General features: G+C 62.3%; 26 protein-coding genes and 1 tRNA gene. 10 read left to right on the forward strand and 17 right to left on the reverse strand.

Annotated features, from left to right (window positions below):
- Positions 1–450 precede the first annotated feature (450 nt).
- Positions 451–1,248, reverse strand: a complete 798-nt coding sequence (locus tag JQ553_RS31035; RefSeq protein WP_212503873.1) for a DUF2927 domain-containing protein — start codon at positions 1,246–1,248, stop codon at positions 451–453.
- A gap of 93 nt (positions 1,249–1,341) precedes the next feature.
- The gene (locus tag JQ553_RS31040) at positions 1,342–1,911 is read right to left on the reverse strand and encodes a L,D-transpeptidase (protein ID WP_212503874.1); all 570 of its coding nucleotides are present in this window, start codon (positions 1,909–1,911) and stop codon (positions 1,342–1,344) included.
- A 217-nt stretch (positions 1,912–2,128) separates the two neighbouring features.
- On the opposite strand from JQ553_RS31040, the gene JQ553_RS31045 reads away from it, so the two are divergent.
- Positions 2,129–3,676 carry an acetolactate synthase large subunit gene (locus JQ553_RS31045; RefSeq protein ID WP_212503875.1) on the forward strand — a complete coding sequence of 516 codons (1,548 nt, stop codon included), beginning with the start codon at positions 2,129–2,131 and terminating at the stop codon, positions 3,674–3,676.
- A 4-nt stretch (positions 3,677–3,680) separates the two neighbouring features.
- Positions 3,681–3,908, forward strand: coding sequence for a hypothetical protein (locus JQ553_RS31050; protein WP_212503876.1), 228 nt, complete (start codon positions 3,681–3,683; stop codon positions 3,906–3,908).
- A 128-nt stretch (positions 3,909–4,036) separates the two neighbouring features.
- On the opposite strand, the gene JQ553_RS31055 is transcribed toward JQ553_RS31050, so the two are convergent.
- A complete protein-coding gene (locus JQ553_RS31055; protein ID WP_212503877.1) occupies positions 4,037–4,246 on the reverse strand; it encodes a hypothetical protein in 210 nt (69 codons plus the stop codon).
- 163 nt (positions 4,247–4,409) lie between these two features.
- Between JQ553_RS31055 and JQ553_RS31060 the strand changes: the two genes are divergently transcribed.
- Positions 4,410–4,550, forward strand: a complete 141-nt coding sequence (locus tag JQ553_RS31060) for a hypothetical protein (protein WP_212503878.1) — start codon at positions 4,410–4,412, stop codon at positions 4,548–4,550.
- 177 nt (positions 4,551–4,727) lie between these two features.
- Here the strand turns inward: JQ553_RS31060 and JQ553_RS31065 are convergent, their stop codons facing one another.
- The 5 genes from JQ553_RS31065 to JQ553_RS31085 all read right to left on the reverse strand — a co-directional run bounded on the left by JQ553_RS31065 (position 4,728) and on the right by JQ553_RS31085 (position 8,298).
- Complete coding sequence (locus tag JQ553_RS31065) at positions 4,728–5,195, reverse strand: DUF4118 domain-containing protein (protein WP_249144713.1); 468 nt, start codon at positions 5,193–5,195, stop codon at positions 4,728–4,730.
- Positions 5,195–5,626, reverse strand: coding sequence for a hypothetical protein (locus JQ553_RS31070; protein WP_212503879.1), 432 nt, complete (start codon positions 5,624–5,626; stop codon positions 5,195–5,197). The genes JQ553_RS31065 and JQ553_RS31070 overlap by 1 nt, the downstream gene beginning before the upstream one ends.
- A 329-nt stretch (positions 5,627–5,955) precedes the next feature.
- Positions 5,956–6,030 (reverse strand) — tRNA-Val (locus tag JQ553_RS31075).
- 116 nt (positions 6,031–6,146) lie between these two features.
- On the reverse strand, positions 6,147–7,433 hold the full coding sequence (locus tag JQ553_RS31080; protein ID WP_212503880.1) for a hypothetical protein: 1,287 nt from the start codon (positions 7,431–7,433) through the stop codon (positions 6,147–6,149).
- Between the two features lie 262 nt (positions 7,434–7,695).
- The gene (locus JQ553_RS31085; RefSeq protein ID WP_212503881.1) at positions 7,696–8,298 is read right to left on the reverse strand and encodes a DUF1134 domain-containing protein; all 603 of its coding nucleotides are present in this window, start codon (positions 8,296–8,298) and stop codon (positions 7,696–7,698) included.
- Positions 8,299–8,451: 153 nt separating this feature from the next.
- Here JQ553_RS31085 and JQ553_RS31090 point away from each other — a divergent pair, with 153 nt between their 5' ends.
- A complete protein-coding gene (locus JQ553_RS31090; protein WP_212503882.1) occupies positions 8,452–8,916 on the forward strand; it encodes a YHS domain-containing (seleno)protein in 465 nt (154 codons plus the stop codon).
- A 1-nt stretch (position 8,917) separates the two neighbouring features.
- Here JQ553_RS31090 and JQ553_RS31095 read toward each other — a convergent pair whose 3' ends face one another.
- On the reverse strand, positions 8,918–9,745 hold the full coding sequence (locus JQ553_RS31095; RefSeq protein ID WP_212503883.1) for a 3'(2'),5'-bisphosphate nucleotidase CysQ: 828 nt from the start codon (positions 9,743–9,745) through the stop codon (positions 8,918–8,920).
- Between the two features lie 140 nt (positions 9,746–9,885).
- Between JQ553_RS31095 and chpT the strand changes: the two genes are divergently transcribed.
- The 6 genes from chpT to JQ553_RS31125 all read left to right on the forward strand — a co-directional run bounded on the left by chpT (position 9,886) and on the right by JQ553_RS31125 (position 16,521).
- Positions 9,886–10,533 carry a histidine phosphotransferase ChpT gene (gene chpT / locus JQ553_RS31100; RefSeq protein ID WP_212503884.1) on the forward strand — a complete coding sequence of 216 codons (648 nt, stop codon included), beginning with the start codon at positions 9,886–9,888 and terminating at the stop codon, positions 10,531–10,533.
- Between the two features lie 191 nt (positions 10,534–10,724).
- Positions 10,725–13,433 (forward strand): hybrid sensor histidine kinase/response regulator, encoded by a 2,709-nt coding sequence (locus JQ553_RS31105; protein ID WP_212503953.1) that lies wholly within the window; start codon positions 10,725–10,727, stop codon positions 13,431–13,433.
- 28 nt (positions 13,434–13,461) lie between these two features.
- A complete protein-coding gene (locus JQ553_RS31110; RefSeq protein WP_212503885.1) occupies positions 13,462–13,932 on the forward strand; it encodes a chemotaxis protein CheW in 471 nt (156 codons plus the stop codon).
- Between the two features lie 71 nt (positions 13,933–14,003).
- Complete coding sequence (locus tag JQ553_RS31115) at positions 14,004–14,369, forward strand: PleD family two-component system response regulator (protein WP_212503886.1); 366 nt, start codon at positions 14,004–14,006, stop codon at positions 14,367–14,369.
- 119 nt (positions 14,370–14,488) lie between these two features.
- Positions 14,489–15,658 carry a chemotaxis response regulator protein-glutamate methylesterase gene (locus JQ553_RS31120; RefSeq protein WP_212503887.1) on the forward strand — a complete coding sequence of 390 codons (1,170 nt, stop codon included), beginning with the start codon at positions 14,489–14,491 and terminating at the stop codon, positions 15,656–15,658.
- Positions 15,655–16,521, forward strand: coding sequence for a protein-glutamate O-methyltransferase CheR (locus JQ553_RS31125; RefSeq protein ID WP_212503888.1), 867 nt, complete (start codon positions 15,655–15,657; stop codon positions 16,519–16,521). The genes JQ553_RS31120 and JQ553_RS31125 overlap by 4 nt, the downstream gene beginning before the upstream one ends.
- A 41-nt stretch (positions 16,522–16,562) precedes the next feature.
- Here the strand turns inward: JQ553_RS31125 and JQ553_RS31130 are convergent, their stop codons facing one another.
- The 8 genes from JQ553_RS31130 to ctrA all read right to left on the reverse strand — a co-directional run bounded on the left by JQ553_RS31130 (position 16,563) and on the right by ctrA (position 24,682).
- Complete coding sequence (locus JQ553_RS31130; RefSeq protein ID WP_212503889.1) at positions 16,563–17,720, reverse strand: glutathionylspermidine synthase family protein; 1,158 nt, start codon at positions 17,718–17,720, stop codon at positions 16,563–16,565.
- Between the two features lie 36 nt (positions 17,721–17,756).
- Complete coding sequence (locus JQ553_RS31135) at positions 17,757–17,990, reverse strand: hypothetical protein (RefSeq protein ID WP_212503890.1); 234 nt, start codon at positions 17,988–17,990, stop codon at positions 17,757–17,759.
- 103 nt (positions 17,991–18,093) lie between these two features.
- A complete protein-coding gene (locus JQ553_RS31140; RefSeq protein ID WP_212503891.1) occupies positions 18,094–18,483 on the reverse strand; it encodes a hypothetical protein in 390 nt (129 codons plus the stop codon).
- A 2-nt stretch (positions 18,484–18,485) separates the two neighbouring features.
- Positions 18,486–18,890, reverse strand: a complete 405-nt coding sequence (locus tag JQ553_RS31145) for a DUF350 domain-containing protein (protein ID WP_212503892.1) — start codon at positions 18,888–18,890, stop codon at positions 18,486–18,488.
- Positions 18,891–19,112: 222 nt separating this feature from the next.
- On the reverse strand, positions 19,113–20,933 hold the full coding sequence (locus JQ553_RS31150; RefSeq protein WP_212503893.1) for an ATP-binding protein: 1,821 nt from the start codon (positions 20,931–20,933) through the stop codon (positions 19,113–19,115).
- A gap of 4 nt (positions 20,934–20,937) precedes the next feature.
- The gene (locus JQ553_RS31155) at positions 20,938–22,077 is read right to left on the reverse strand and encodes a CHAT domain-containing protein (RefSeq protein ID WP_212503894.1); all 1,140 of its coding nucleotides are present in this window, start codon (positions 22,075–22,077) and stop codon (positions 20,938–20,940) included.
- A 9-nt stretch (positions 22,078–22,086) separates the two neighbouring features.
- The gene (locus JQ553_RS31160; protein ID WP_409363104.1) at positions 22,087–23,346 is read right to left on the reverse strand and encodes a hypothetical protein; all 1,260 of its coding nucleotides are present in this window, start codon (positions 23,344–23,346) and stop codon (positions 22,087–22,089) included.
- Between the two features lie 634 nt (positions 23,347–23,980).
- Positions 23,981–24,682, reverse strand: a complete 702-nt coding sequence (ctrA, locus tag JQ553_RS31165) for a response regulator transcription factor CtrA (RefSeq protein ID WP_016848562.1) — start codon at positions 24,680–24,682, stop codon at positions 23,981–23,983.
- Positions 24,683–24,994: the final 312 nt, after the last annotated feature.

Consider the following 24,994-nt stretch of genomic DNA (forward strand, 5'->3'; position numbering starts at 1 on the left):
AGAAGCTCACGCTTCTCAGGGGCGACGGTGGCAACAAAGCCCGGTCTCACCGAGGAGAGCGCGAAATAAGCCGTAAAACCATCGCGCAGGGAAAGCCGGGCTGTTTCCGGTTACACCTGTGGTCCTACCCCCGTGCTTTTTGTTGCACGGGGCCCATGGGTGCGATCGGCACCCGGCTTTCCCTGCGCCCTCATTCCTCATGAGGGTGGAAAGTGATCAAACCTCGAGCGCGCGGCGTCGCGAGAACGAGGACACATGACCAGCGTCATTGTGAGCCACCGGATCGCGCGAATGCGCGCCCGATGACGGGCTCCGCGAAGCAATCCACTGCGTCGCTTCGCTCCTCGCGATGACGGCATGACGCCGTGAGCAGGAAGCCGGTCTCAATGTCGTTGGTCCGCGCCCGGGACGACGTGGCGTTTGCGGTGCGCTTCACCCGAAAACGACGGCTCACTCCGCCAAATGATTCACCTGCCTCACCCACGCACGCACATCGGCGAGCACGTCGGGCAGCACCGCCTTGACCTCCTGCGCGGCCATGCCGGGCTTGATACGGGGATCGTAGAGCAGGTTGAGCAGGTACTGGTCGTAGACGTCGAAATAGCCCATCGAGACGCTGTCGTTGAACATCGTCCACGGGACAGTCGCGGTGTCGTTGATCGGGCCGAGCGACTGCAACAGTTCCTCGTAGGCGCAATCGAAGAAGACGAAGTCGCCATTGTCGACGGTGAGGATCACGTCGGAATGCTCGATCTCGTAACTCTCGTTCTTGCGGAAGCCGGACAGGCATTGCGGGTCGAGCGAGGAGCGGATCTCCTTCGCACGCTCGATGCCGTAGAAGGTGGTAATGGTGCGATAGAGGTCGCGATCGCGCACGAGCTTGACCCGCACGTTGGCGGCCTCACTGTTCTCGGTCATTGCGATGTCGAGATGCCTGACCTTGGCGCCGATGTCGGCAACGATCTTCGCGAGCTGGGCCTTGCGGTCGGCGCGGTCGCCATCGGCGAACACCCGCACGGGGCCGTCGAATTTGCGGATTCGGTCGACCTTGCCGGCGAGTTGGAATTCGGCGCCGAACGCGATCTTCAGAAAGCCCGTGATGATTTCCGCATCGCTGAACGCCTTCCTCTCGTTGCGCTGACGCGAGGCGATCGCCGGAATTTCGGTCACCGCGGCGCGCGTGTCGACCGCGTCGGCAAGGATGGCGGCAAGCGCCGCGGCGAGAAGCAGAATCGAAGGTCGGAGCATCCCGGCCACGCTGCCGCAACCCGCGCGGCGATGCAAGGCTGGATCAGCGCTGACGCCGCACCCCGTCGTCGAGTCCCTTGGATTCGACGTCGCTCAATTCCTTACGACGACGGTGGTTCCGACCCGAACGCGGTCGTAGAGATCGGTGACATCCTCATTGGTCATGCGGAAGCAGCCGGAGGAGACCGCCTGTCCGATCGTCTCGGGCTCGTTCGAGCCGTGGATGCGATAGAGCGTCGAGCCGAGATACATCGCGCGGGCGCCGAGCGGGTTCTCGATGCCGCCCTCCATGTGGCGAGGCAGATCGGGGCGGCGGCGCAGCATCTGCGACGGCGGCGTCCACGACGGCCATTCCTTCTTGGCGCTGATGCGATGGGTTCCACTCCAGCGGAAGCCGTCGCGGCCGACGCCGATGCCGTAGCGCAGCGCCTGACCGTCCCGCAGCACCAGATAGAGCCGCCGCTCGGAGGTACTTATGACGATGGTGCCGGGCGCGTAGTTGGTCGGGTAGTAGACGGTGGCGCGCGAGATCGGGCTCGCGCCCCTGCCGAAGAAGTTCAGGCCGCCCATGGCGTCGCGAGAGTCGAAGAATTCGGCCTGGGCCTGGCCGGCGCCTGCCAGCATGGTGAGGGCGGCAAACAACAGGGGAATCGAGCGGATCATCGTCATCCTCGCGAAACATTAAATATCTGGAAGACAGGCCATAGTTGCCGCCCTTTCGCAAGCGACGAAGCCGTGAGCGCGAAACTTTCGGACAACACGGTTGAAAAAGGCAACACAGTGGACGCGATATCTGCATTGTCCGCTAAGCCTTTGACGAAACGGATGAACAATGGTTGATCTGGACCATACCTTGAAAAGGATCTCCGGGAGAGAGGCCATGAATGGCGCGGAAAGTCTGGTGCGGACATTGGTCGCGGGCGGCGTGGACGTCTGCTTCACCAATCCCGGCACCTCGGAGATGCATTTCGTCGCCGCGCTGGACCGAGTGGAGGGCATGCGCTGCGTGCTCGGCCTGTTCGAGGGCGTGGTGACCGGCGCGGCCGACGGCTATTTCCGCATGAAGGGCACGCCGGCCTCGACGCTGCTGCATCTTGGGCCCGGCCTCGCCAACGGCCTTGCCAATCTGCACAACGCCAAGAAGGCCAATTCCGGGATCGTCAACATCGTCGGCCAGCACGCGACCTACCACATCGGCTACAATGCGCCGCTGACGTCCGACATCGAAGGGCTGGCGCGGCCGATGTCGGCCTGGGTGCGAACCTCGCCGGATGCGAAGTCCGTGGCCGCCGACGGCGCCGCGGCGATCGCCGCTGCCAAGAGCGCGCCGCCGCAGATCGCGACGCTGATCCTGCCCGCCGATACGGCCTGGAACGAAGCCGACGGTATTGCCGATGTGCCGGCGGACAAGCAGCGTCCGAGCTATTCGCCGCAGGCGGTCGAAACCGCGGCAAGGATTCTGCATGGTGATGCCGCGCATACGCTGCTGCTGGTCACCGGCAGCGCGCTGACCGAGCAGGGACTGGCGCTGGCGCGGCGCATCGCCGGCAAGACCGGCTGCACGGTGATGGGCCAGACCTATCACCCCCGCATGGCGCGCGGTCGCAGCCGCTTCTCGATTAATCGCATCCCCTATGTGATCGAGCAGGCGCTGCCGATCCTGAAGGATTTTCGCCACATCGTGCTGGTCGAGGCCAATGATCCGGTGGCGTTCTTCGCCTATCCGAACAAGCCGAGCCTGTTGAAGCCCGAAGGCTGCGAGGTGCATCGGATGACCGCCTGGGGCGAGAACTCCGTCGCAGCGCTTGAAGCGCTCGCCAACGTGCTCCACGCCAGGCCGCAGGACGTCAAGCCGCAGAAGCTGCAGGAGCTGACCAAGCCGACAGGCGCTCTCAATTTCACGACGATTGCCCAGGCGATCGCCTGTGCGATTCCGGAAAACGCGATCGTGGTCGACGAGTCCGTCACCACCGGGCGCGGCTTCTTCCCGCCCACCGCGGCTGCCGCGCCGCATGACTGGCTGCAGAACATGGGCGGGTCGATCGGCTTTTCGACGCCGGTTGCGACCGGCGCAGCGGTCGCCTGTCCGGATCGCAAGGTGATCTGCATGGTTGGCGACGGCAGCGCGATGTACACCATCCAGTCGCTGTGGACGCAGGCGCGTGAAGGCCTCGACGTCGTCACGATCGTGTTCGCCAATCGCATCTACCAGATTCTGCGCGGCGAGTTCGACGGGGTCGGCGCCGGCGAGCCGGGCAAGCGCGCGCAGGACATGCTGAAGATCGATCGTCCGACCATCGATTTCGTCGCGCTTGCCAGGGGCATGGGAGTGCCGGGCCGGGCGGTCGCGACAGCCGACGATTTCAACAAGGCGCTGGCGGAGGCGGTCGCCGAGCCGGGCCCGCGGCTGATCGAAGTGCAGATGTAGAAGATTGTTTTCGGTGGCCGCGGCGGCGGTCATGTTGGAACGGAATTTCGCGCATGTCGGCTGTCATAGCCCGTTTGGATCATGCATCCCTTCCGTATTTGCGCCACAAATGTGGCCGCGGCAGGAGGAGAAATTACAGGGGCTGGTGGTCAATTTTCAGCACGATCCCATGACGGTGCGCATCACCGGCTCCGTTTCTCTTTTGCTCTCCCCCTTCCGCACGCCTTTATGAACCTCGACCACTCACCACGGGCCGACGCAGGCGCGACGTAACGGATCGAGGACCAAACGGGCCGACACAGCGAAAGGCCGCCCGCGGGCGGCCTTTCGTACGATCGCCGAACGCGCAAGCATGTCTGTCTATTGCTTGGTCGCATCCTCGCCGGATTTCGCGCTCGACTTCTTGGCCGTCTTCTTTGCCTTCTTCGGAGCCATCTTGGTGGCCTCGCCCTTGCTCATGGCGTCGTCGCTTTTCGCCGCGGGCGCGGCCATGCCGCCGGCCTTGTCTTGCGCGAGCGCGGTCGACGACAGAAAGGCGAGGGCCGTGGCGGCAAGGATCAATGTTCGCATCGGATAGTCTCCATCTTTTCTTTTTCCCGGCGCGCCTCAACGGAAGCGCCTGTGATCAGTTCCGCCGCTCGGATCAGTTGTCCGTGATTAACGCGGGTCACACGTGGAACCGGGAACCCCACGTTGCGTTATCTGGCAGGGCAGGAGTTCCGAGGAGAGTCGCATGCGCTGGCGACCCATGGCGAATACAACCGACCCGATGTTCGACACCACTCGTGACGATGCCTTCTACGCCGTCGGCTGGACCATCAGCGGAATGGCGACGCTCGCCACCATCGTCGCGGTCTGGATGTTCGGGATTTGAGGGCGGCTATCGCCGCAATGCCCGCTTGCCGACGCCGGCGAACGACCGGCGCGAACGCCAGATGGCGCTTCCGGCCGGCGTGGCGAAGTGCATGACAAATTTCCGCGCGGTCATTGCTATCTCGATCGGCAACAGGATTGACCGTCACCGCGCGGGCGGCACAAGGCGGATCCAAAATCACTTCCGCAAAATGGCCAGCGCGTCCCGATAGAGCTGCGAAAAACAGACGACGAGAGCGCTCGACAGCAGGAACGTGGAGATGCTGTCGTATTCTGTGGCCGTTGGCCAAGTGAATTCAAAATAGGGCGGCATGAAAGCCCACACAACGATCGGGATCGTGACGATGGTGGCGAAGATGCCGGCAGGAGCACCGCCAAGCAGTCCCGCAATCAGGATCGCAGGAACGAAGCCTGCGAAATGAAACTGCCCGCCGAAAGTCACGAATGCTTCCTGCATCGCGGCGGCGACCGCCAGCACCAGCAACGCGGCGACGAACGTGGACAAGGACCACGGCCGCAGTCTCAAGATGTAGTCGTTACCCTTGCGCATCAGGTTCCCCCGCCGCCCCGCGAGTTCCCCGAGGTAGTAGCTGAGGCGGAACACAAATAAAAGCCCGTAGGATCCCGCATATCGGCGGCGCCACATTAGCGACTGCCGCGCTCCCAAACGGACGCGCGATCGTCAACTCCGTGCCTCATTGTCGGGCTTACTGCATTGCGGAAGGGTGATTGCGGGACAACAGAATGCTCGGACTTCTGATCATTGTCGCCGTTTTCGGCATCGGCTTCGGATTGGGATATGCCCTTCGCGAAGCGGCCTCCCGCCGCCGTCGGGCACCCCGCGGTACGGTCAGGGAGATTCAGGACGAACGCCTTCTGCAGCCGGTGGCCGGCGCCGGAGCGGGTGATGCCATCGATCTCGAGCGCCTTCTCGTCGCCGCGAATGACGGTCTCGGCAGCCGCCGCCGACAACAGCCGCGCACCAGGCGACCCGTCGATCGGGACGCCGAGCCTGACGACTTTGACGGCGCCGTTCGCGACCTGCTTGGTGAACTCAACCGACGCACCTCGGGGCACTCGCGGCCGCCACGTGCCGCTCGATCGTGAGTCAACGACCGCAAGCGCGGCCTGCGGACGCTGGCGTCAATCGGTTGGGGACGACATTGGAGCATGATCCGGAAAAGTGTGTCGCGGTTTTCCCTCGCGACAAACGCGCAGCGTTGCGGAGATCATGCTCAAACAAGGAGGTGAGATCATGCTGCCGCGTCAAGACAGCGAGCTACACTAGAGCGTTTTCGAGCGAAGTGGACGCCGGTTCGCGTGAAGAAAACGCGTCAAAACAAGAATTGAGAGCTTCTGTTCTGATTCAATCAGAACCGATGATGCTCTAACCCGGCCCCGGGTGATGGTGGACGCACAAGGGATCGAACCTTGGACCTCTCCCGTGTGAAGGGAACGCTCTCCCGCTGAGCTATGCGTCCGGGATCTGACATCAAGCGCCGCGATGGCGGCCGGACGAGATGCACTCGTCAGACGTCGCGATTTACGAAGTGCCGGGTGGGGGTGTCAAGCCAAGACCTGCGCGAGACCTGCGAGATCACGCCCCCTGCTGGCGGGCGCGGGAGGCATGTGACTGCAGCGCCCTGATCCGCTCGGCAAGCGTGCCGCCGCCCTCCGGCAGGCCGCCGGCCGGGGCCGCCGCGCCGTTGGCCGGCTTTGCCGCCGTCTTGGCGGCCACTGCCGGTTCGGCCGCGAGCATGGCCTCGATCGTCGAATTCGGCCCTTCGAGCTGGATGGCGAGCTTGGCGACCTCGGCGGCGATATCATTGATGCGCTCCCGCAGCAGCGCGTTCTCCATGCGCTCGGTCGCCCATGAGCTTTCGGCCTGCTGCTGGATCGTGTTGACGTCGCGCTGCAACTTGGAGCGTTCGTCGCGGGCGATGCGCAATTGTTCCTCGGCAGCCGCCTTTTCCTGGCGCAGCTTCTCGACCTCGGGCGACCTGCCCCCATTCATCGCGGCGATCTCCTCGCGGAGCTCCTTCACCGTCCGTTCGGCGGCGTCATTGGCCTGCTTGAGCTGAGCGTTCTCATATTCGCGCTCGGCCAACAGCTTGCCTTGGGTCGCAAGCCGTCCTTCAAGGTCGTTGACGCGGTTGCCGAGCAGCTCGGCTTCCTTCACCTGGATGACGAGCTGGCGGTCGAGATCGGTGACACGCTGGCTCAGATTTTCGACCCGGCCGCGTGCGTCGGTCAGGTCGCGGGTTGCGGCTTCCGAGGCGTTGCGCTCCTGGGCGAGGCGAGCCTGGGTTGCCGAGAACTCCTTCTCGGCATCGCCGACACGGCCCTTCAATTCGTCGATCTGCGTCCGTACTGCAACGAGTTCGATCTGGCGGCTGTCGGCCGTGATCGAGCGGTCGTTCAGCTCGGCATTGATCTTGCCGAGCTCGGCCTGCTTGCCGGCCAGGGCCTGCTCGGCAGTGCGCAACAATTCGGATTTGGCGCCGAACTCCTCCTCGGTGGCGCGAAGCTGCTCCTTCATCGCCTTTTCGCGCGCCTCAAGAGCGAAGATCGTGGCGTTCTTCTCGCCGAGCTCGATCTTCATGCGGTTGATGGCATCGGTCTTCTTGCCAAGCTCGGCGAGTTGGCTCGTGGTCTTGCTCTTGAGCTGGTCGACGCTGATCTCGAGCCGGCGCGCCGACATCGCGAATTCCGCGCGGAGCTGGTCCTTGTCGGCCTGGATTTCGGCCATCGACAGCGGCGTTGCCGCTTCCATGCGGCGCGTGGTCAGCCGCACGGCGCGGTTGTGCACCAGCGGCACGATCATGAGGCCGCACAGCATCGAGACCAGGAAACCGATCGCCAGATACATGATCGGTTCGATCATGAAGGGTCACTCCACCGGAGGAAACAATTTGTTAAGCACAATGCCACGGCAGGCCGGCCAAACGCCAGCCCATAGCCGCGTTAACGTGAATCGCCAGAGCATGATCCGGAAAAGTGTGTAGCGGCTTTCGCGACAAACGCGCGGCGTTTGCGCGGAGATCATGCTCAAACAAGGAGATGAGATCACGATGCGATTCGACATAATCGCATCATGATCTAGTGCTGCCACGCGGGCTCGGGCAATCACCCATAAGACTGACGGACTAGAATGGGTTCCAGGTCGCGTTTGGGGTGTATTTGAGGTAGCCGACATTGGCGCCCAGCCGCAAGCCGATCCCAGAGCGGATCGGCACCAGCACGATGTTGTTGGCGGTCAATGCGGTCATGCCGAAACCGCCGACAATATAGGCTGAGCCGTCGATCCCGACGAAGCGTTGGTAGATCGCGTTGGTGGAGGGCAGATTATAGACCAGCGTCATGGTGCGCGCGCCGTCGCCGCCCCAGTCGAAGCCGACCGACGGTCCCTGCCAGTAGACCCGCAAGTCGCCGGCATTCTTGGTGTAAAGCGTGCCTTCACCGTAGCGGAGCCCCGCGACGAAGGCTCCGGAGCCTTCCTCGCCCAGCACATAGCCATTGGGCAGGCCCCACTGGCTGACCGCGCGCTCGATGATCGAGGCGAGCCCGCGCGAGACGTTGCCGAAGAACTTGTGTCCGGCGTTGACCAGTTCGTCCGGTCCGTAATTATACGGACCCGGCTCACGCTGTGCCTGCGGGTATCGCCCGGTGGGCTGTTGCGCCGCAGCCTGCATGGGCCAGCACATCAGCGCGGCGAGCGCGACCGCAGCGAGGCGTGATGCGAAAGTCATAAAGAACCCCTGGTATCGAAATTCCGGACGCTGCCCTTAACCCGACGCCAACAAACACGGCTCTAGGTTGCGTCCAGTCTCCCCTCGACTCGGATGTTATCGGCAGCAACTATGACGGTACAACGGCAGGAAAGATACGCTTGGTGCGCCCCGATGGCGTTTTTCGGCCTGTTGGCGGGCATTTTAGCGACGGTCTGGCCTGGCTCGGCCGCCCGGGCCGCCACGACCGAGCGGGTGGTGGTGGGGCGCTATTCGGGCCTCGCCATCAGGGGCTTCGATCCCGTCGCCTATTTCACGGACTCCGTTGCTATCGAGGGGCGGCCCGAATTCGAAGTCGCCAAGGAGGGGGCTGTCTGGCGTTTCCGCAACGAGGGCAATCGCGCGTCCTTCGCAGCTCACCCCGAGATCTACGGTCCGCAGTTCGGCGGCTACGATCCGACCGACGTGGTGCGCGGGGTCGCCTGCGCCGGCAACCCACGTTTCTGGGCGATCGTCGGACAGCGGCTCTATCTGTTCGGCCGGGAAGCGAGCCGCGACGCCTTCGCTGCCGATCCGGCCCGCTACCTCGGGGAAGCCAGGGCGCGCTGGCCGGAGCTGGAAGAAAAGCTCGCCAAGTAGGTCAGGATGCCGCCGCCGGATCGCCCCAGGCGATGAACTCCGGCACGATGAAGTCCTCGCGGCCGAGGCCGAAATGCACAGGCGCGCCGTTTGAATCGGTGACCTTGCCGCCCGCGGCCGTGACGACCGCGTGGCCCGCCGCCACGTCCCATTCGCAGGTCGGCGAGAGGCGCGGATAGATATCGACCTGTCCCTCGGCAAGACGGCCGAATTTGACCGCCGAGCCCAGCACGGAGCGTACGGCACCGCCGCGCTTCGCGATGAAGGACTCGGTACGGTCGTCACCATGCGAGCGGCTGACCGCGACCGTCCATGGCGCCCCGCTCGGCGGACAGGCACGGGTCTTGATCGACGCAACGTCTAAAACGCTGCCATCGCGCAGCGTCAGTCGTTCCGCGCCCCGGCCGACGATGCCGCGCCAGATCAGTCCGAGCGCCGGTGCGCCGACAATGCCAAGCAACGGTGCGCCGTCGGTCACCAAGGCAAGATTGACCGTGAACTCGTTGCGGCCGGCGACGAACTCCTTGGTTCCGTCGAGCGGATCGATCAGGAAAAAGCTGTCCTTGTACGGCGGCTTCGCGGTGGGGACCCGTTCCTCAGACAACAGCGATATGCGCGGCGCCAGCCGTGCCAGGCCTTCGACGATGACGTGGTCGGCGGCAAAGTCGGCCTCGGTGACCGGCGATCCGTCACCCTTGCCGTCGACCTTCATCGCGGAACGATTGACCGCGAGGATCGCCTCGCCCGCCCGGATCACCAGCTCGGTGAGCGGTTCGAGCAGCGTGGCCGCGGTCTCGCGGTCGACGACGGGTGGGGGTGCCTCATTCATGAGCGGATCCCATATCCTGTTCGTGTTCCCCTTATCAGGGCCGCCGCAAGCTGGCAGCATGCGCTTTCGCAGTGTATCAAGCCCACAGGCATGCGTGATTCGCACTCCTTACGCGGCGTGCGGCTTTCCAGGAACATTCTATGTCTGGCACTTCGTCTCCCGGTACCGCTCCCGATGCACTCGAACTCGCGGCGCTTTTGTGCTCGCGTGTCTGTCACGACCTCATCAGCCCGGTCGGCGCAATCGTCAATGGGCTTGAGGTCCTTGATGACAACCCGAAGCCCGAGGATCGCGACTTCGCGCTTGATCTGATCCGCAAGAGCGCGAAGACCGCCTCGGCGCGACTGCAGTTCTGCCGTCTGGCCTTCGGTGCGGCCGGTTCCTCCGGCGCGCAAATCGATCTCGGCGACGCCCAGGCCATGGCGAAGGGACACATCGAGGACGGCAAGGTCACACTGACGTGGAATTTGCCGCGGCTGCTGCTGCCGAAGAATCGCGCGAAGCTGCTGCTGAACTTGCTGGTGATCGCGCAGCAGACGATCCCGCGCGGCGGCACGCTCACCGTCGATCCGGTCGGCGAAGGCGAGGGCATGGGCTTTCGGATCACGGCGGCCGGCCTCAATGCCCGCGTGCCGCAGAACATCGTCGACCTGCTCAATGCGACATCGTCGAACACCGTGGATGCGCACGCGGTGCAGCCGCACTACACGCGGCTGCTGGCAGAGGCCTGCGGTTTGAAGGTTACGCTCGCGCCCGAGGGCGAAACCGTGATCGTCACTGCGTCCTGAGGGCGCCTGCACGCAGAAATTGTTAATCAACTGTTACGACCCGCCGCGCGAATTGAATTGTGTGGCCTTATCTCTTTGTTGATCCCGTTCTTTTCCAGTTGCTCAACCAATATTAAACGGTTTGCGGGGAAGCTGGCCGAGTTTCGTCAGGCGCGCCGATGTCGCGTGCCGCTGCGTTCGAGGCTGGTTTCATGGACGATCTGTTGCGGGAGTTTTTGACTGAAACCAGCGAGAGTCTAGACACAGTCGACAACCAGTTGGTGCGGTTCGAGCAAGAGCCCAACAACGCGAAGATTCTCGATAACATCTTCCGCCTGGTCCACACCATCAAGGGCACCTGCGGCTTCCTCGGCCTGCCGCGACTGGAAGCGTTGGCGCATGCCGGCGAGACGTTGATGGGCAAATTCCGCGACGGCATGCCGGTCACGGCCGAAGCCGTGACGCTGATCCTGTCCTCGATCGACCGCATCAAGGAGATTCTTGCAGGTCTTGAGGCGACCGAGGCCGAGCCGGAAGGCAATGATCGCGACCTGATCGATCAGTTGGAAGCCATGGTCGAGCGCGGCATGGCGGCCATGGCCGCCGGTGAGACTGTTGCTTCCGAAGAAGCTGTTGTGCCGGTCGTCAAGGCGCCGCCGACCCAGCCGATGGTGACCGAGGGCATGCTGGTTGTGCAGACGCTGGAGCGCCCGCTGCGCCCGGGCGAGGTCTCGCTCGACGAACTCGAGCGCGCCTTCCGCGAGACCGCGACCGAGGTGGCGGCACCGGCCCCGAAGCCCGCGGCGGAGCCGGCGGAGGCGAAAAAGCCGCCGAAGAGAGCGGCAGCGGCGGAGGTTGAGGTGCAGGAAGGCGACAAGATCGCCAACCAGTCGATCCGGGTCAATGTCGACACCCTCGAACACCTCATGACCATGGTCTCCGAGCTGGTGCTGACGCGCAACCAGCTGCTCGAGATCTCAAGGCGCAACGATGACACCGAATTCAAGGTGCCGTTGCAGCGCCTCTCCAACGTCACCGCCGAGCTGCAGGAGGGCGTCATGAAGACGCGCATGCAGCCGATCGGCAATGCCTGGCAGAAGTTGCCCCGCATCGTGCGCGACCTCTCCGGCGAGCTTGGCAAGCAGATCGAACTGGAGATGCACGGCGCCGACACCGAGCTCGACCGCCAGGTGCTCGACCTGATCAAGGATCCCTTGACCCACATGGTGCGGAACTCGGCCGACCATGGCCTGGAGACCACGGCCGAGCGGCTCGCCGCGGGCAAGCCGGAGCAGGGCACCGTCCGCCTGTCCGCCTATCACGAGGGCGGCCACATCATCATCTGCATCGCCGACAACGGCCGCGGGCTCAACACCGAGCGGATCAAGGCAAAGGCGCTGCAGAACGGGCTCGTCACCGAGGCCGAGCTCGAGAAGATGACGGAGGCGCAGATCCACAAGTTCATCTTCGCGCCCGGCTTCTCCACCGCAGCGCAGGTGACCTCGGTCTCCGGCCGCGGGGTCGGCATGGACGTGGTGCGCACCAATATCGACCAGATCGGCGGCACCATCGACATCAAGAGCGTGGCTGGCGAAGGCGCCTCCGTCACCATCAAGATCCCGCTCACGCTTGCGATCGTCTCGGCGCTGATCGTGGAAGCTGGTGGCGACCGCTTTGCGATCCCGCAATTGTCTGTGGTCGAACTGGTGCGGGCGCGCGCCAATTCCGAGCATCGCATCGAGCGGATCAAGGACACCGCGGTCTTGCGGCTGCGCAACAAGCTATTGCCCTTGATCCACCTCAAGAAGCTCCTGAAGATCGACGACGGCGCGACCTCCGATCCCGAGAACGGTTTTATCGTGGTGACGCAGGTCGGTAGCCAGACCTTTGGCATTGTGGTCGACGGCGTGTTCCACACCGAGGAGATCGTGGTCAAGCCGATGTCGACCAAGCTGCGCCACATCGACATGTTCTCCGGCAATACCATCCTGGGCGATGGCGCCGTCATCATGATCATCGACCCCAACGGCATCGCCAAGGCGCTCGGCGCCTCCGGTTCTTCCGCCCATGACATGGCGGAGGAAGGGGCGGCCTCGCACGCCTCATCCGGCGAGCAGCTTACCTCGCTGTTGGTGTTCCGCGCCGGCACCAGCCAGCCCAAGGCGGTGCCGCTCGGCCTCGTCACCCGGCTCGAAGAGATCGCCACCGACAAGATCGAACTCTCAAACGGCCGCTACATGGTGCAATACCGCGAGCAACTGATGCCGCTCGTGCAGATGGCAGGAGTCAGCGTGCAGGCCCAAGGCACCCAGCCGATCCTGGTGTTTGCCGACGACGGCCGCTCCATGGGACTCGTGGTCGACGAGATTATCGACATCGTCGAGGAGCGGCTCAACATCGAAGTCACGGGCTCGGAGGACGGCATCCTGGGCTCCGCCGTGATCAAGGGCCAGGCCACCGAAGTGATCGATGTCGGCCACTTCCTGCCGATGGCGTTTGCCGATTGGTTCACGCGCAAGGAGATGCGGCCGTCCGCGACCGCGCAGTCGGTGCTGCTGGTCGACGACTCGGCGTTCTTCCGCAACATGCTGGCGCCGGTGCTCAAGGCCGCCGGCTACAAGGTACGGACCGCGCCGACCGCGCAGGAGGGCCTGGCCGCGTTGCGCTCGGGACAAAACTTCGACGTTGTGCTGACCGACATCGAGATGCCTGACATGAACGGCTTCGAGTTCGCCGAGAGCATCCGCAGCGACCACAACCTCAATGGGCTGCCGATCATCGCGCTTTCCGCGATGGTCTCGCCGGCGGCGATCGAGCGTGGCCGGCAGGCCGGTTTCCACGACTATGTCGCGAAGTTCGACCGGCCCGGCCTGATCGCGGCGCTGAAGGAACAGACCGCCGAGATCCGCAGAGCGGCCTGATGACGCGGCGTTAGGGAAACCGAGAGCGATGACGAACAAGAGCGATATCCTTGAGGGCACCATGGCCGAATACGTCACCGCCGTGATCGGCGGGCAGTTGTTCGGCCTGCCGATCTCCCGCGTCCAGGACGTGTTCATGCCGGAGCGGCTGACCCGGGTGCCGCTGTCCTCCTCCGAGATCGCCGGCGTACTCAATCTGCGTGGCCGCATCGTCACCGTGGTCGACATGCGCGCCCGCCTCGGCCTGCCCAGGCCCAGTGACGGCCAGCCGTCGATGGCGGTCGGCGTCGACCAGCGCGGCGAATCCTATGGCCTTCTGATCGATCAGATCGGTGAGGTGCTGCGCCTGCCCGACGACAGCCGCGAGGAAAATCCGGTCAACCTCGACCCCCGCATGGCCAAGCTTGCCGGCGGCGTCCACCGCCTCGACGGACAGCTGATGGTCGTGCTCGACGTCGACCGCGTGCTCGAATTGATGCCCGATGCCAAGGCAGCCTGATACGGCGGCGTCGGCCAGAGACTGAAGAACCAAAACGTCCGCTCCGGAGGACGAGGAAGTAGAGGTCGCAAATGAGAACTTGTCTTGTTGTCGATGACTCGAGCGTCATTCGCAAAGTCGCCCGCCGCATCCTGGAAGGCCTCGACTTCCAGATCGTGGAAGCGGAGGACGGCGAGAAAGCGCTTGAAGTCTGCAAGCGCGCGATGCCCGAGGCTGTGCTGCTCGACTGGAACATGCCCGTCATGGACGGTTACGAATTCCTCGGCAATCTCCGCCGCATGCCCGGCGGCGACCAGCCCAAGGTGGTGTTCTGCACCACCGAGAACGATGTCGCGCACATCGCCCGTGCGCTGCATGCCGGGGCCAACGAGTACATCATGAAACCGTTCGACAAGGACATCGTGACCGCGAAGTTCCAGGAAGTCGGACTGATCTAGAGCCAATAACAAGCGCGATCGTCCTGAAGTAATCGCGCTTCACTCCCGCGGTCGATCCGGCGGCAGAAGCCTTCGGCTCAACCGTCGTAACTTGTGCCGTTGCGTCGCTGGTGAAGGTCATGAGTGTTGCGTTGACGAGTGCCCCGACCCGGATATCGTCCCGTACGGACAAGGTACGGGTGATGGTGGTCGACGACTCCGTCGTCATCCGCGGATTGATCGCACGCTGGATTTCCGCCGAGCCCGACATGGAAGTTGCGGCGTCCCTGCGCACCGGCCTTGACGCCGTCAACCAGCTCGAGCGCATCAACCCCGATGTCGCGGTGCTCGACATCGAAATGCCGGAGCTCGACGGCATCTCGGCGTTGCCGCAACTCTTGGCGAAGAAGCGCAACCTCGTCGTCATCATGGCGTCCACGCTGACCCGCCGCAATGCGGAGATCAGCCTGAAGGCGCTGTCGCTCGGCGCCTCCGACTATATTCCGAAGCCGGAGAGCACGCGCGAAGCGAGCGCCGCCGAAACTTTCCGTCACGACCTGATTCAGAAGATCCGCCACCTTGGCGCCAAGGCTCGTCGCGGCACCTTTCACAGCACTGCCAGCCCGCAGCTGGCGCCGGGTCATGACGGGCCACGTGCCACACCGGGCGCGACGACGGTGCCCGCCGCTCCGATGCAGATCGTCCGCCGTCCCTTTGGCCTGCTGTCGCCCAAGGTGCTGCTGGTGGGCTCATCGACCGGCGGTCCGCAGGCACTGATGTCGCTCGTCGCCGAAATCGGGCCGGTGATCGATCGCTTCCCGGTGCTGATCACCCAGCATATGCCGCCGACCTTCACCACAATTCTCGCCGAGCACCTCGCGCGGACCAGCAGGCGGCCGGTGCGGGAAGCGATCGACGGCGAGACGGTAAGGGCGGGCCAGATCTATCTTGCCCCCGGCGGTCGCCACATGCGTGTCGCTCGCCACCGCGCGGACGCGGTCATCGCGCTCGACGACGGCCCGCCGGTCAACTTCTGCAAGCCCGCGGTCGATCCACTGTTCACCTCCGCAATCGACGTCTGGCAGGGCAGCATCCTGTCGCTGATCCTGACCGGCATGGGCTCCGACGGCATGCGTGGCGGCAAGGAGATTGTCGCCGCGGGCGGCAGCGTGATCGCCCAGGATGAAGCGACCAGCGTGGTGTGGGGGATGCCCGGCGCGGCCGCCAACGCCGGCATCTGTGCCGCCGTGCTGCCGCTGAGCCAGATCGCGCCGAAACTGGTTCGTGTGTTTTCGGGAGACCGTTCGTGACGCCCCTGGATTATGAGTATCTGCGTAGACTTCTGAAGGAGCGCTCCGGTCTCGATCTCTCTGCCGACAAGCAGTACCTGGTGGAGAGCCGCCTGGTGCCGCTGGCGCGCAGGTCGAATCTTGCCGGCATCCCCGAGCTCGTGCAGAGGCTCAAGAGTGGCGCCGAGCCGCTGACGTCCGATGTGGTCGAGGCGATGACCACCAACGAGACGTTCTTCTTCCGCGACAAAATTCCCTTCGACCATCTGAAGGAAGCCGTGCTTCCGGCGTTGATCCAGGCGCGCGCGGCGCGCCGCTCGTTGCGCATCTGGTGCGCGGCGTCGTCGACCGGACAGGAGCCCTATTCGATCGCAATGTGTCTGAAGGAAGCGGGCGCGGCGCTTGCCGGCTGGCGGACCGAGATCGTCGCGACCGATTTGTCGCAGGGAGTGTTGGAAAAATCCAAGGCCGGCCTGTTCAGCCAGTTCGAGGTGCAGCGCGGCCTGCCGATCCAGCTCCTGGTGAAGTATTTCACGCAGAAGGGTGAACTCTGGCAGCTCAACGCCGATATCCGCGGCATGGTGCAGCACCGCCAGCTCAATCTGCTGCAGGACCTCTCCCACCTCGGCACCTTCGACGTGATCTTCTGCCGCAACGTGCTGATCTATTTCGATCAGGACACCAAGGCCGGCATCTTCGCCAAGCTTGTGCGGATGCTCGAGCCTGACGGCGTGCTCGCGCTGGGGGCGGCCGAATCCGTGGTCGGCATCACCAATCTCTTCAAGGCCTATCCCGACAGGCGCGGACTCTATCAGCCGAGCAACGCTCCGGTCGCCCGCGCCGGCGCCCTGCCGCATGTGCTGAAGGCTGTGGCTGCGCGCTGAGTTCGGTTTCTCGATCCAAGCGACGAATTCGCCAGCCGATCTCATAAAATCGCGTGCGGCAAGAACCGCGACGCGTTGCCGGTGACCGGGTTCTCGTCCTCCCGGATCGACAACCCACATGGCGTGTGATCGACCAGCCAGCTTCCGAGCACTGGATATTGGCCGGCGAAATTCGGCAGCGGCGCCAGTGCCTGACGGACGAAGCCCTCGGCGCCGTAGGGACCTTCCTGCGCGACCAGCGTAATGCCCGCGCTGACGAGGGCAACATTGGCGCCTTCGCGCGAATAGATCGGTTTTCGCACGAACGACGTGCCGAGGCTCGCGACCCTGGGGTCGTCCTCGAAATAGGCTGGCAGCAGATTCGGATGATTGGGAAACATCTCCCACAACAGCGGCAGGATGCCCTTGTTGGACAGGATCGCCTTCCATGGCGGTTCGATCCAGCGCGTCGGGGCCTTCGCAAGGTTCTTGCCGAACGCATCGTGGAACATCCACTCCCACGGATAAAGCTTGAAAACGAGCTCGATGGGGCGGTCGTCGAGATCGACGAACTGGCCGTCGTCGCGCAATCCGATCTCTTCGATGTCGAGCAGTGTGGTCTTCAGTCCGGCTTGCGCCGCGGTGTCCTCGAGATAGGCGAGCGTGCCGGCATCTTCGGTGTTTTCTGTCATGCCGGCGAGGTGCAGCGGATGCTCGCCCGCCAGCTTGGCCCAGGTCTCGATCAGCCGCTCATGGATCGAGTTGAACTGATCGGCGCGCTTGGGAATGATGTTGCGCTCGATCGCCTGTTCGAGCCAGGTCCATTGAAACACCGCGGCTTCGAAGATAGAGGTCGGCGTGTCGGCATTGTATTCAAGCAGTTTCGCAGGACCCTTGCCGTCGAACTTGAGATCGAGCCGGCCGTAGAGGCTGGCCTCGTCGCGATGCCAGCTCTGCGATATCAAATCCCAGAACGCCTCGGGGATCTTCAGCCGGCGCAGATAATTTTCATCGTCGATCGCATGGCTCACCAGTTCGAGGCACATCGCGTCGATCTCGCCGGTCGGCTCCTCGATCTGTCGCTCGATCTCCTCGAGCGTGAATGCGTAGTAGGCGCGTTCGTCCCAATAGCGTTCGCCGTCGATGGTGTGGAAATCGAAGCCGGACTTCTCCGCCGTCGCGCGCCAGTCGTCGCGTTCGGGACATTCAATCCGTTGCATGGTCGGCCATGGCTTTATCGGACGAGGCGAGAGGCGTCAGCCGCCGCCGCCATGCGCATGACCGCCGTGGCCGTGGCCATGACCGCCGAAGTGATGCAGCCCGCCACCGCCGAAACCGCCATAGGCCGGCCCGCAATAAGGCCTGCCGTCCGGGCCGGACAGCACGCTGCTGCCGGGCCCGCAATCGCGGCGCGGCGTCAGGCCCATCGACACTGCGCCGATCGCCGCACTCCCCATCATTGTCAGCAAGACGCGGCGCGAGCGTTTCATGGCGGCGATCCTTTCATCGAAAATCGGGCTTCAAGTTTCCACCACCCGCGATCGCCCGGCAAGCGAAAGCGCTTCTGCACACGCTATCGTGCAGGGATCGTGTTCAGCCGCCGCTGTAGCCGAACGCATGGGCGAAGGAACCGAAGCCACCGCGGCTCACGGAGCTTGAAGGGGAGGTCGATGACGATGCGCCGGACTCGCCGCTGAAGAAACTGCTGCGCGAGGAGCTTCCGCCGCCGCCGCGGCCGCCCGATCCTGATGAAGAGCTGCGCGGCGCACATTCGGTGCCTGCTTGCGGGACCGCGGGCGCAGCCATGCCCGGCGAGGCCGGTCGGCAGTCCTCGCGCGGCATCAGCGCGTAGGCGCTGCCGCCCACGGCGAGCGTGCCCATCACGAGCAGTGCGACGTGGTTGGATCGCTTGGCGGCAATGGCCGGCCGCGGCGGCTCCGCCCGCCGGCGCTTGCCGAATTCCGGATTGGGCTTCTCCGCCATGATCAGTAGATCATGCAGGCCGCGTTCAGCGCGCCTGCGGCCAGCGAGGACAGTCCGAGCCAGATCGCCGGCGCGAGCTCGCCTGACGCGATCCGCGCCGACAGGTTCGGCACCGGGATTTTGACGATGTAGTAGACGATGATCTGCACGATCAGCGCGATGATGCTCCAGATCAGGCAGTCCACGACATTGGCGGCGTGCGCAATCGCGCTGACAACGGGCAGCACGAAGCCGAGCAGGCTCAATCCGAGCGCGATCGCAGCGGCCGGATCGTTGTCGCGGATCAATTGGAATTCGTCATGCGGCGTGACGCGGGTATAGACGAAGAGGTAGGCGATCACGGACAACAGCGCCGTGCAGAAATAGACCAGGAACGCCGGCAGCCCGGCGAGCGATTGCAGGATCATGTCGATGCGCCGCGCAAATGAGAAGCGCGTCCGCCCGCGCCTCTGATTCGTTTGGTTGAAGCATTGCACGATCCGTTGGTCGGTGCACGCCGATCGCAGGTTCGTCCTCAGCCGGGTGGTTGCTACGGCCGCGCCGTCGAAAGGCGATCGTCGTTCCGCTGCGTGGTTCTCGAACGCACCATCATCGCGCCCTTGCGACATGGTCATCAGGGAAGCAAAGCGTCAGGATTGAGCTTTCGGGCTCATCAAGAACGCCTTGAAGATCGAGGAGCGGATCACGATTCCATCCATATGGCGCGCGAGCCGCTTCGAAAAAATGAACAGGTTTGCACCGATGCACAGAAAAGCGTACCACAGCAGCGCATTGAACATGTTCGCGGGATTGGAAAAAAGTCGCCCGAGCGCTCTGAAATTCCAGTCATCGATGCTGGCGTAAGCGATAGCTATTGCTATCAGGATGATGTAGCCACCGGCTATCTTGTTGGCTAGCTCGAGCCAGCCGCGCACAAACTCCCGCCGCTTCTTGATGACAGTTCTCGCCGAGCCCCAAAAATCCAGGTCTACCGCGATCGCGTCATGTCCAAGGCTGTAGTAGAGGGGGGCCGCATCCGTATCAGGGTGCCTTTCGTCACCCTTTTCGGAAGTGTTTAGCTGTGTACCCGCGAAGATTGGCACCGGCTTCGCACTCGCGCTCTGCCCACGTGGATCGTTACGCAAGATCCTTCGCTCGTCCTGCGAGAGAAACTGTGCCATCTGCGTCGGGTTTGCGCGACATTCCATTTCCTCCGCAATTTCAACGAACCGATACTCGCTGAGGATGAGTGTTAGAGCGGTATTGTCCGACTGCTTGTGGACCATGGCATGCAGGACGTCCTTCCAGCGGTCCCGTTCTTCCTCGAACTCAAAGCCTTTCAAGTCGGGAAACTGCTCGATAATACCAGCCTGAATCGCCTCGTCGATATATTGCCCGACCTGACTGTCGGGCGGTCCAAGCTTTTCGTAGTCGGAAGACCTGATCAGACGCGTTGAGCCGAATGTCGAAAAGCTTTTCGCCCATCGATCCTTGGCGCCCCGGTAGAGACGCTCGCATGTGATCTGCAGGACAGGCAGGATTCCGCCAGACGTCTTCGCCTTTTGCATATTACCAACGATCGTTTCGGGCAGACCGAACTCGAAATCGAAATCGTAGTGATCGCCCGGCTGTCTTCTTCCTTGAAGGTATTTCGTTCGTACGTTGCGCGACGTCGGAATCCGAATGGCCTCAACCAGTTGTTCGTTCGTCAGCTCCTGTAGCTGAAAGGCTCGGGGCTTGTCGCGGTTGTAGCGCCGGCTATCGAGCTCGGGAAAGAAGTCTCCGAAATATTCCTTCCGCAAGGCAACGATCAGCTTCATGTCGATTGTCGCCTTGCTGAAGGCGATCAGGAAATCAAAGAAGGTGCGACGATTGCCTTTGGTGTCTCGCGGGTCGAGCGTCAGAATCTCTTCGCCTTGGTCGATTACCAGCACGACTGTCCTCGGGAGGAGCTTGCCAACGATCCGCAGAACGCTGATCAGTTTTTCGACCGATGTTGCATTGGCTTCCACGAACTCTTCTCGGCTGCTCGCTTCGCCTCGAATCGGCAGCAGCGACAGTTCCTGGGGTCCAGTGTTGGGCAGGTCTATGCGAAAGGGTGTGTCGCCCCAGTCATAGAGAACCTCGCACATCCGCTGCAGCGGCGCCTCGGTGCACCGGATGAAGAGCGCTTTGACATCCTCCGCATCGAAAGTGCGCAGAAACTGGAAGCCGTCGACGCTGGATTCGAGGTGCGGAATAAGTCCCGCACGAAGAAAGGATGACTTTCCGCACCCTGTCGTCCCGTGGAGCAGCAAGACCTTGAGATCTCCGTCGCTGACAATGTTCGCGCAGAGCTGGATTTCCCGTTCGCGCGCGGCAAACAGACCGGCGTCGATGGGGGTGTAGTAGCTAAGGCCCTTGTACGGATTGTTGGGCCAACTGATCGTTGCGGGGACGGGCTCCGGCGGGGCTTCGGCGCTGATATACATTGAATCATCCGGTTGAAACGAGTTCGGTTGAGAGGTTCAGGCCAGCTTGCGCCATGGCACCCTCCGCCGCCTCCAAGCGGAGATCGACGGGGCAACAAACCGAAAAAACCAGGCTCAAGGGCCAATGCTCCATGCGCAACGCCAACATGATTCGGCCGACCGGTTCGCCGGTTGCGAAGAACCGGTCCAGGAAATGAGTAACGAAGCGGAGTGTGAAGATGTCGGGAACCTTCACTTCCGTGCCAATGAAGCCGCAATAACCAGGCTTCGCAGTCGCCCGGAAAAACCCTTGATGAAGGTCGCCGACGCTGGTCTTGCATCCTGCCAGGAACACGAGTGCCGGCGGAGATGCATTCTGAAGGTCCTGGCGCTCGAACATCTCTTCGAATTCGTCAGCACTCAGCGTCCTTCCCCCGATTGAAAGCTCGTTGCCGGTGGCATGACAATAGAGCGTCAATATTCCCTTCAGAGCCGACTCCTGACCGCGCCATTGCCTTCCAATATCATCCAACCTGAAGCTCGGCTCCGGTGGTTGGCCCAGGAGCACGTTGAGCCGATCTTTTTCCGCGGGCTGGAGTTTTGAAGACGTGGCGGTCCACAGCTCCTGGTCAGCGCCGAACAGCAGCCCGAAGCGCTGCTTCGGCCAAGCGCTTTCGAACCATTCAAAACGATTGACGAAGTAATGAACGGCGGCAGTGAACTTCACGCACCAAAAATGCTTCCTGAACTCCTGCGGATCGGTCTTGTCGTCCACCGGTTCGTCGTAGACCAACCCCCACGGAAAGTGAACTTTGGACGGAAGACGAAAAGTGATGATGTCTCGACCGGGCCTGAAGTAGTTCTTGATCCAGTTGCGCGCTCGCGCCGCCTCTGCCTTGTCGGTCGCCTGGTCGCCAAACAGCAACGCTTCGAAGAGCGCGTTTCCTTGTTGCGCCAGCTTGCGAACGAGATCGTCGTATTTGTGGTATTCCTTGTCGCGGCCAGCGTCGACGAGCGCTTGCAGAGCTCCTCGAGCTTGCTTTGCGCGGGTTTCGATCCGACTGATGCTCGTGTGATAGAACACCTCGGTGGTGCCCATCGCCCATGTGACTTTGAAAAGGCCTTCGTCGTGGTTGTTGAAAAATCTGACCGTAATGTCTGCCATTGTAATGCCCTAGGGCCGAAAAATCCTTCTCACCAATTCACCGCGGGTGGTTTCGCCAATTTCGGCGTACGCCAGTTCATAGGGAAAATAGGGATATCCCGTTTCTTTCAATATCGACCATGAAGAACGTTGATTGCCGTCGACTTCCTTGAAGTACCTGATCCAGCTTCCCGTGTTCACATAGTTCAGATCCGGATTGGGGTTCACCGGTTCATGCGTGTGACCCATTACGACCGCGTTGGCCTGGCCACTGTCGATGATGGCTCGCGCCGCCTTCCGCAACTCGCGGGTCTCGTCGGCGACAAATCCTCCACCCAGGGTAAGATAGCCGTCGTCGCCGGGTGATAGCAGCCCGCTGTGATCGCGTTCTACCTCGCCGAGGATGTCAGGGTGCGCGACCAGGAAATCGAGCAACTTCTCCGCATTCGCATCGTCCTGCCTGGCATAGAATTTCAACGTTCTGCTGCCGATGACGAAGCCGGTGGCGGCGAGCCGCGATTTCAAGGCCTCGGCCTTCTCGTCGCCCAGTTCGGAGACCAGCCGGCCCATTTCGGCGGCAATCCTTTCGGGTTTTTCTTCAGCGCTGAGCAGATCGCTCGGGGCCTTGGCGAGCCTATCGGCCAGGAACGAAGCCAAGCCCCAATACGAGACCAGCGCCTTTATCGGTCCGAAGTCGCGGGCAGCCCCTGAGACCAGAAATATCTTCACGAATTTGCTGAACGGCTTGACGTTGTCGACGAATGGATATCGCTCGTCCATCTGGTTCATGAACTTGAGCAGAAATCGCGTCCCCACGCACGAGATCAGCCGCGCTACGTTGTTCCTGTCAGTCATGATCGGCGGGGCGTTCGTCGACCAGTAGGATTTGCCATTGATCTTGAAGTTGTTGCAATTGTCGTGCTGATGACCGTGCTCGATCCACAGCTTTGGAAATTCCGGTGGCTGATATTGCTGATCGAGATGGATGCGGACTTTGCCGGCAGTGGCCTGGCTGGAGAGACTTCTCTTCAATTCGGCTTGCACCGCGGGCCAATAGATATCGGCATCGTGATTGCCGGGCATTATGGTTAGCCGGAGGAGGGCTTTGGATTCGACGAGCCGGGCCAATGCGGCGAAAGCCGACCGGTGTGCGTGCTGGATATTGGCAAGCTTTTGCAGTGATTGCTGTTCGGTGAAGCACAAAGGCGTGCCTGTTGGAGTCTCCGATTCAAAATCGGAGGACTGCCATGGTGCGGCCTGAACGAAGTCGAGAAAGTCACCATTGATCACGAGTTCGGTCGGAAGAGCGTCGGCGATGATCTGGTCGCAGAATTGAACAAATCCACTCTCGACCTCCGGATCGAAGTCCTCGAGCGGACCGGATCCCATATGGAGATCGCTAATGACGAGAACGCGCATATCGTCCTCCCATGAGAAATGAGCGATCTTGATCGTTCGGCCGGTGAGCGTCAAGGTTGTAGGACAGCAATACTGCTCTCAAACCGAAGGTCGCCGAAAACAAGAGCCCGGCCATTTGCGGCGGATCAATGGGATGCCCCTCATTCCGGTCGCTCGATCGGTCAATCGGTGGTCTCCACCCATCTTAAATCGTACGGTTTCTGAGACGCAATTTGTTGTTGTTTTCGATAGGGAGCGATGCCGTGGCTACAGGCATGCCAAAGAAATTCCGCGCATGGTTTGGCGGCAAGGGCTATGGCGCCGGTCCCGTCATCGCCCAGAGCATGATCCGGAAAAATGTGTCGCGGTTTTCCCTCGCGACAAACGCGTCGCGTTTGCGCGGAGATCATGCTCAAACAAGGCGCTCATCGCGCTTTACTTGTCCGAAAACAAAAACCCCGCCGTTTTTGGCGGGGTCCGGTCAGAAGACGCGAACCATGCGGTTCGCTGCAACATTCCCCGCAGATCAGGCCGGGATGCGCTCGTCGGCTTCGTGCGGCTCGCGCAGCACATAGCCGCGGCCCCACACGGTTTCGATGAAGTTGCGCCCTTCGGAGGCGTTTGCGAGCTTCTTGCGCAGCTTGCAGATGAAGACGTCGATGATCTTCAGCTCCGGCTCGTCCATGCCGCCATAGAGGTGGTTGAGGAACATTTCCTTGGTGAGGGTCGTGCCCTTGCGCAGGCTGAGCAGCTCCAGCATCTGATATTCCTTGCCGGTCAGATGCACGCGCTGGCCGCCGACTTCCACTGTCTTGGTGTCGAGATTGACGACGAGGTCGCCGGTCTGGATGACGGACTGGGCGTGGCCCTTGGAGCGGCGCACGATTGCATGAATGCGGGCGACCAGTTCGTCCTTGTGGAAGGGCTTGGTCATGTAGTCGTCGGCGCCGACGCCGAGACCCTTGACCTTGTCCTCGATGCCAGCGAGCCCGGAGAGGATCAGAATTGGTGTTTTGATTTTCGACACCCGGAGCTGCTTGAGCACATCGTAGCCGGACATGTCGGGCAGGTTGAGGTCGAGCAGGATGATGTCGTAGTCGTAAAGTTTGCCGAGATCGACGCCTTCCTCTCCGAGATCCGTCGTATAGACGTTGAAACTCTCGGATTTGAGCATCAGTTCGATCGACTGCGCGACGGCGCTGTCATCTTCAATCAGCAGAACGCGCATGCCAGTCCCCTATAGTCGCCGCTCCGGGCGTCAGGTCGGCCGCACTTGCGGCACTCACAAAACGCCTTTGAACAACTGATTCGGATCCTGACGAGTTATGGTTAACAAAAACTGATTCCTCCGCGCAAGCTCTATCCGTGCAATTTTTGTCGAATCGCCCTAAGATACTGTGCAGAAGAAGCTTTTCCTATCCGTTCTCGTTCAAGTTCCAAATTAAGAGACGGGCCTAACCGACTCTTGCGACTCGCCCTTCTTCTGACGGGCAAGCGACCTCAGTCACCAAAGACAGTGACGCAATGATTAATGATGCGG

The sequence above is a fragment of the Bradyrhizobium lablabi genome, assembly GCF_018131005.1.
GTDB lineage: Bacteria > Pseudomonadota > Alphaproteobacteria > Rhizobiales > Xanthobacteraceae > Bradyrhizobium > Bradyrhizobium lablabi_D.

Bases quoted from the DNA above. Each gene is read 5' to 3' on its own strand.
- chpT (WP_212503884.1), top strand. From the start codon at position 9,886: ATGTCTGGCACTTCGTCTCCCGGTACCGCTCCCGATGCACTCGAACTC.
- JQ553_RS31035 (WP_212503873.1), bottom strand. From the start codon at position 1,248: ATGCTCCGACCTTCGATTCTGCTTCTCGCCGCGGCGCTTGCCGCCATC.
- JQ553_RS31110 (WP_212503885.1), top strand. From the start codon at position 13,462: ATGACGAACAAGAGCGATATCCTTGAGGGCACCATGGCCGAATACGTC.
- JQ553_RS31055 (WP_212503877.1), bottom strand. From the start codon at position 4,246: ATGCGAACATTGATCCTTGCCGCCACGGCCCTCGCCTTTCTGTCGTCG.
- JQ553_RS31060 (WP_212503878.1), top strand. From the start codon at position 4,410: ATGCGCTGGCGACCCATGGCGAATACAACCGACCCGATGTTCGACACC.
- JQ553_RS31095 (WP_212503883.1), bottom strand. From the start codon at position 9,745: ATGAATGAGGCACCCCCACCCGTCGTCGACCGCGAGACCGCGGCCACG.
- JQ553_RS31040 (WP_212503874.1), bottom strand. From the start codon at position 1,911: ATGATCCGCTCGATTCCCCTGTTGTTTGCCGCCCTCACCATGCTGGCA.
- JQ553_RS31080 (WP_212503880.1), bottom strand. From the start codon at position 7,433: ATGATCGAACCGATCATGTATCTGGCGATCGGTTTCCTGGTCTCGATG.
- JQ553_RS31085 (WP_212503881.1), bottom strand. From the start codon at position 8,298: ATGACTTTCGCATCACGCCTCGCTGCGGTCGCGCTCGCCGCGCTGATG.
- JQ553_RS31145 (WP_212503892.1), bottom strand. From the start codon at position 18,890: ATGATCCTGCAATCGCTCGCCGGGCTGCCGGCGTTCCTGGTCTATTTC.
- JQ553_RS31135 (WP_212503890.1), bottom strand. From the start codon at position 17,990: ATGAAACGCTCGCGCCGCGTCTTGCTGACAATGATGGGGAGTGCGGCG.
- JQ553_RS31120 (WP_212503887.1), top strand. From the start codon at position 14,489: ATGAGTGTTGCGTTGACGAGTGCCCCGACCCGGATATCGTCCCGTACG.
- JQ553_RS31150 (WP_212503893.1), bottom strand. From the start codon at position 20,933: ATGTATATCAGCGCCGAAGCCCCGCCGGAGCCCGTCCCCGCAACGATC.
- JQ553_RS31140 (WP_212503891.1), bottom strand. From the start codon at position 18,483: ATGGCGGAGAAGCCCAATCCGGAATTCGGCAAGCGCCGGCGGGCGGAG.
- JQ553_RS31090 (WP_212503882.1), top strand. From the start codon at position 8,452: ATGGCGTTTTTCGGCCTGTTGGCGGGCATTTTAGCGACGGTCTGGCCT.
- JQ553_RS31130 (WP_212503889.1), bottom strand. From the start codon at position 17,720: ATGCAACGGATTGAATGTCCCGAACGCGACGACTGGCGCGCGACGGCG.
- JQ553_RS31115 (WP_212503886.1), top strand. From the start codon at position 14,004: ATGAGAACTTGTCTTGTTGTCGATGACTCGAGCGTCATTCGCAAAGTC.
- JQ553_RS31045 (WP_212503875.1), top strand. From the start codon at position 2,129: ATGAATGGCGCGGAAAGTCTGGTGCGGACATTGGTCGCGGGCGGCGTG.
- JQ553_RS31065 (WP_249144713.1), bottom strand. From the start codon at position 5,195: ATGTGGCGCCGCCGATATGCGGGATCCTACGGGCTTTTATTTGTGTTC.
- JQ553_RS31105 (WP_212503953.1), top strand. From the start codon at position 10,725: ATGGACGATCTGTTGCGGGAGTTTTTGACTGAAACCAGCGAGAGTCTA.
- JQ553_RS31155 (WP_212503894.1), bottom strand. From the start codon at position 22,077: ATGGCAGACATTACGGTCAGATTTTTCAACAACCACGACGAAGGCCTT.
- ctrA (WP_016848562.1), bottom strand. From the start codon at position 24,682: ATGCGCGTTCTGCTGATTGAAGATGACAGCGCCGTCGCGCAGTCGATC.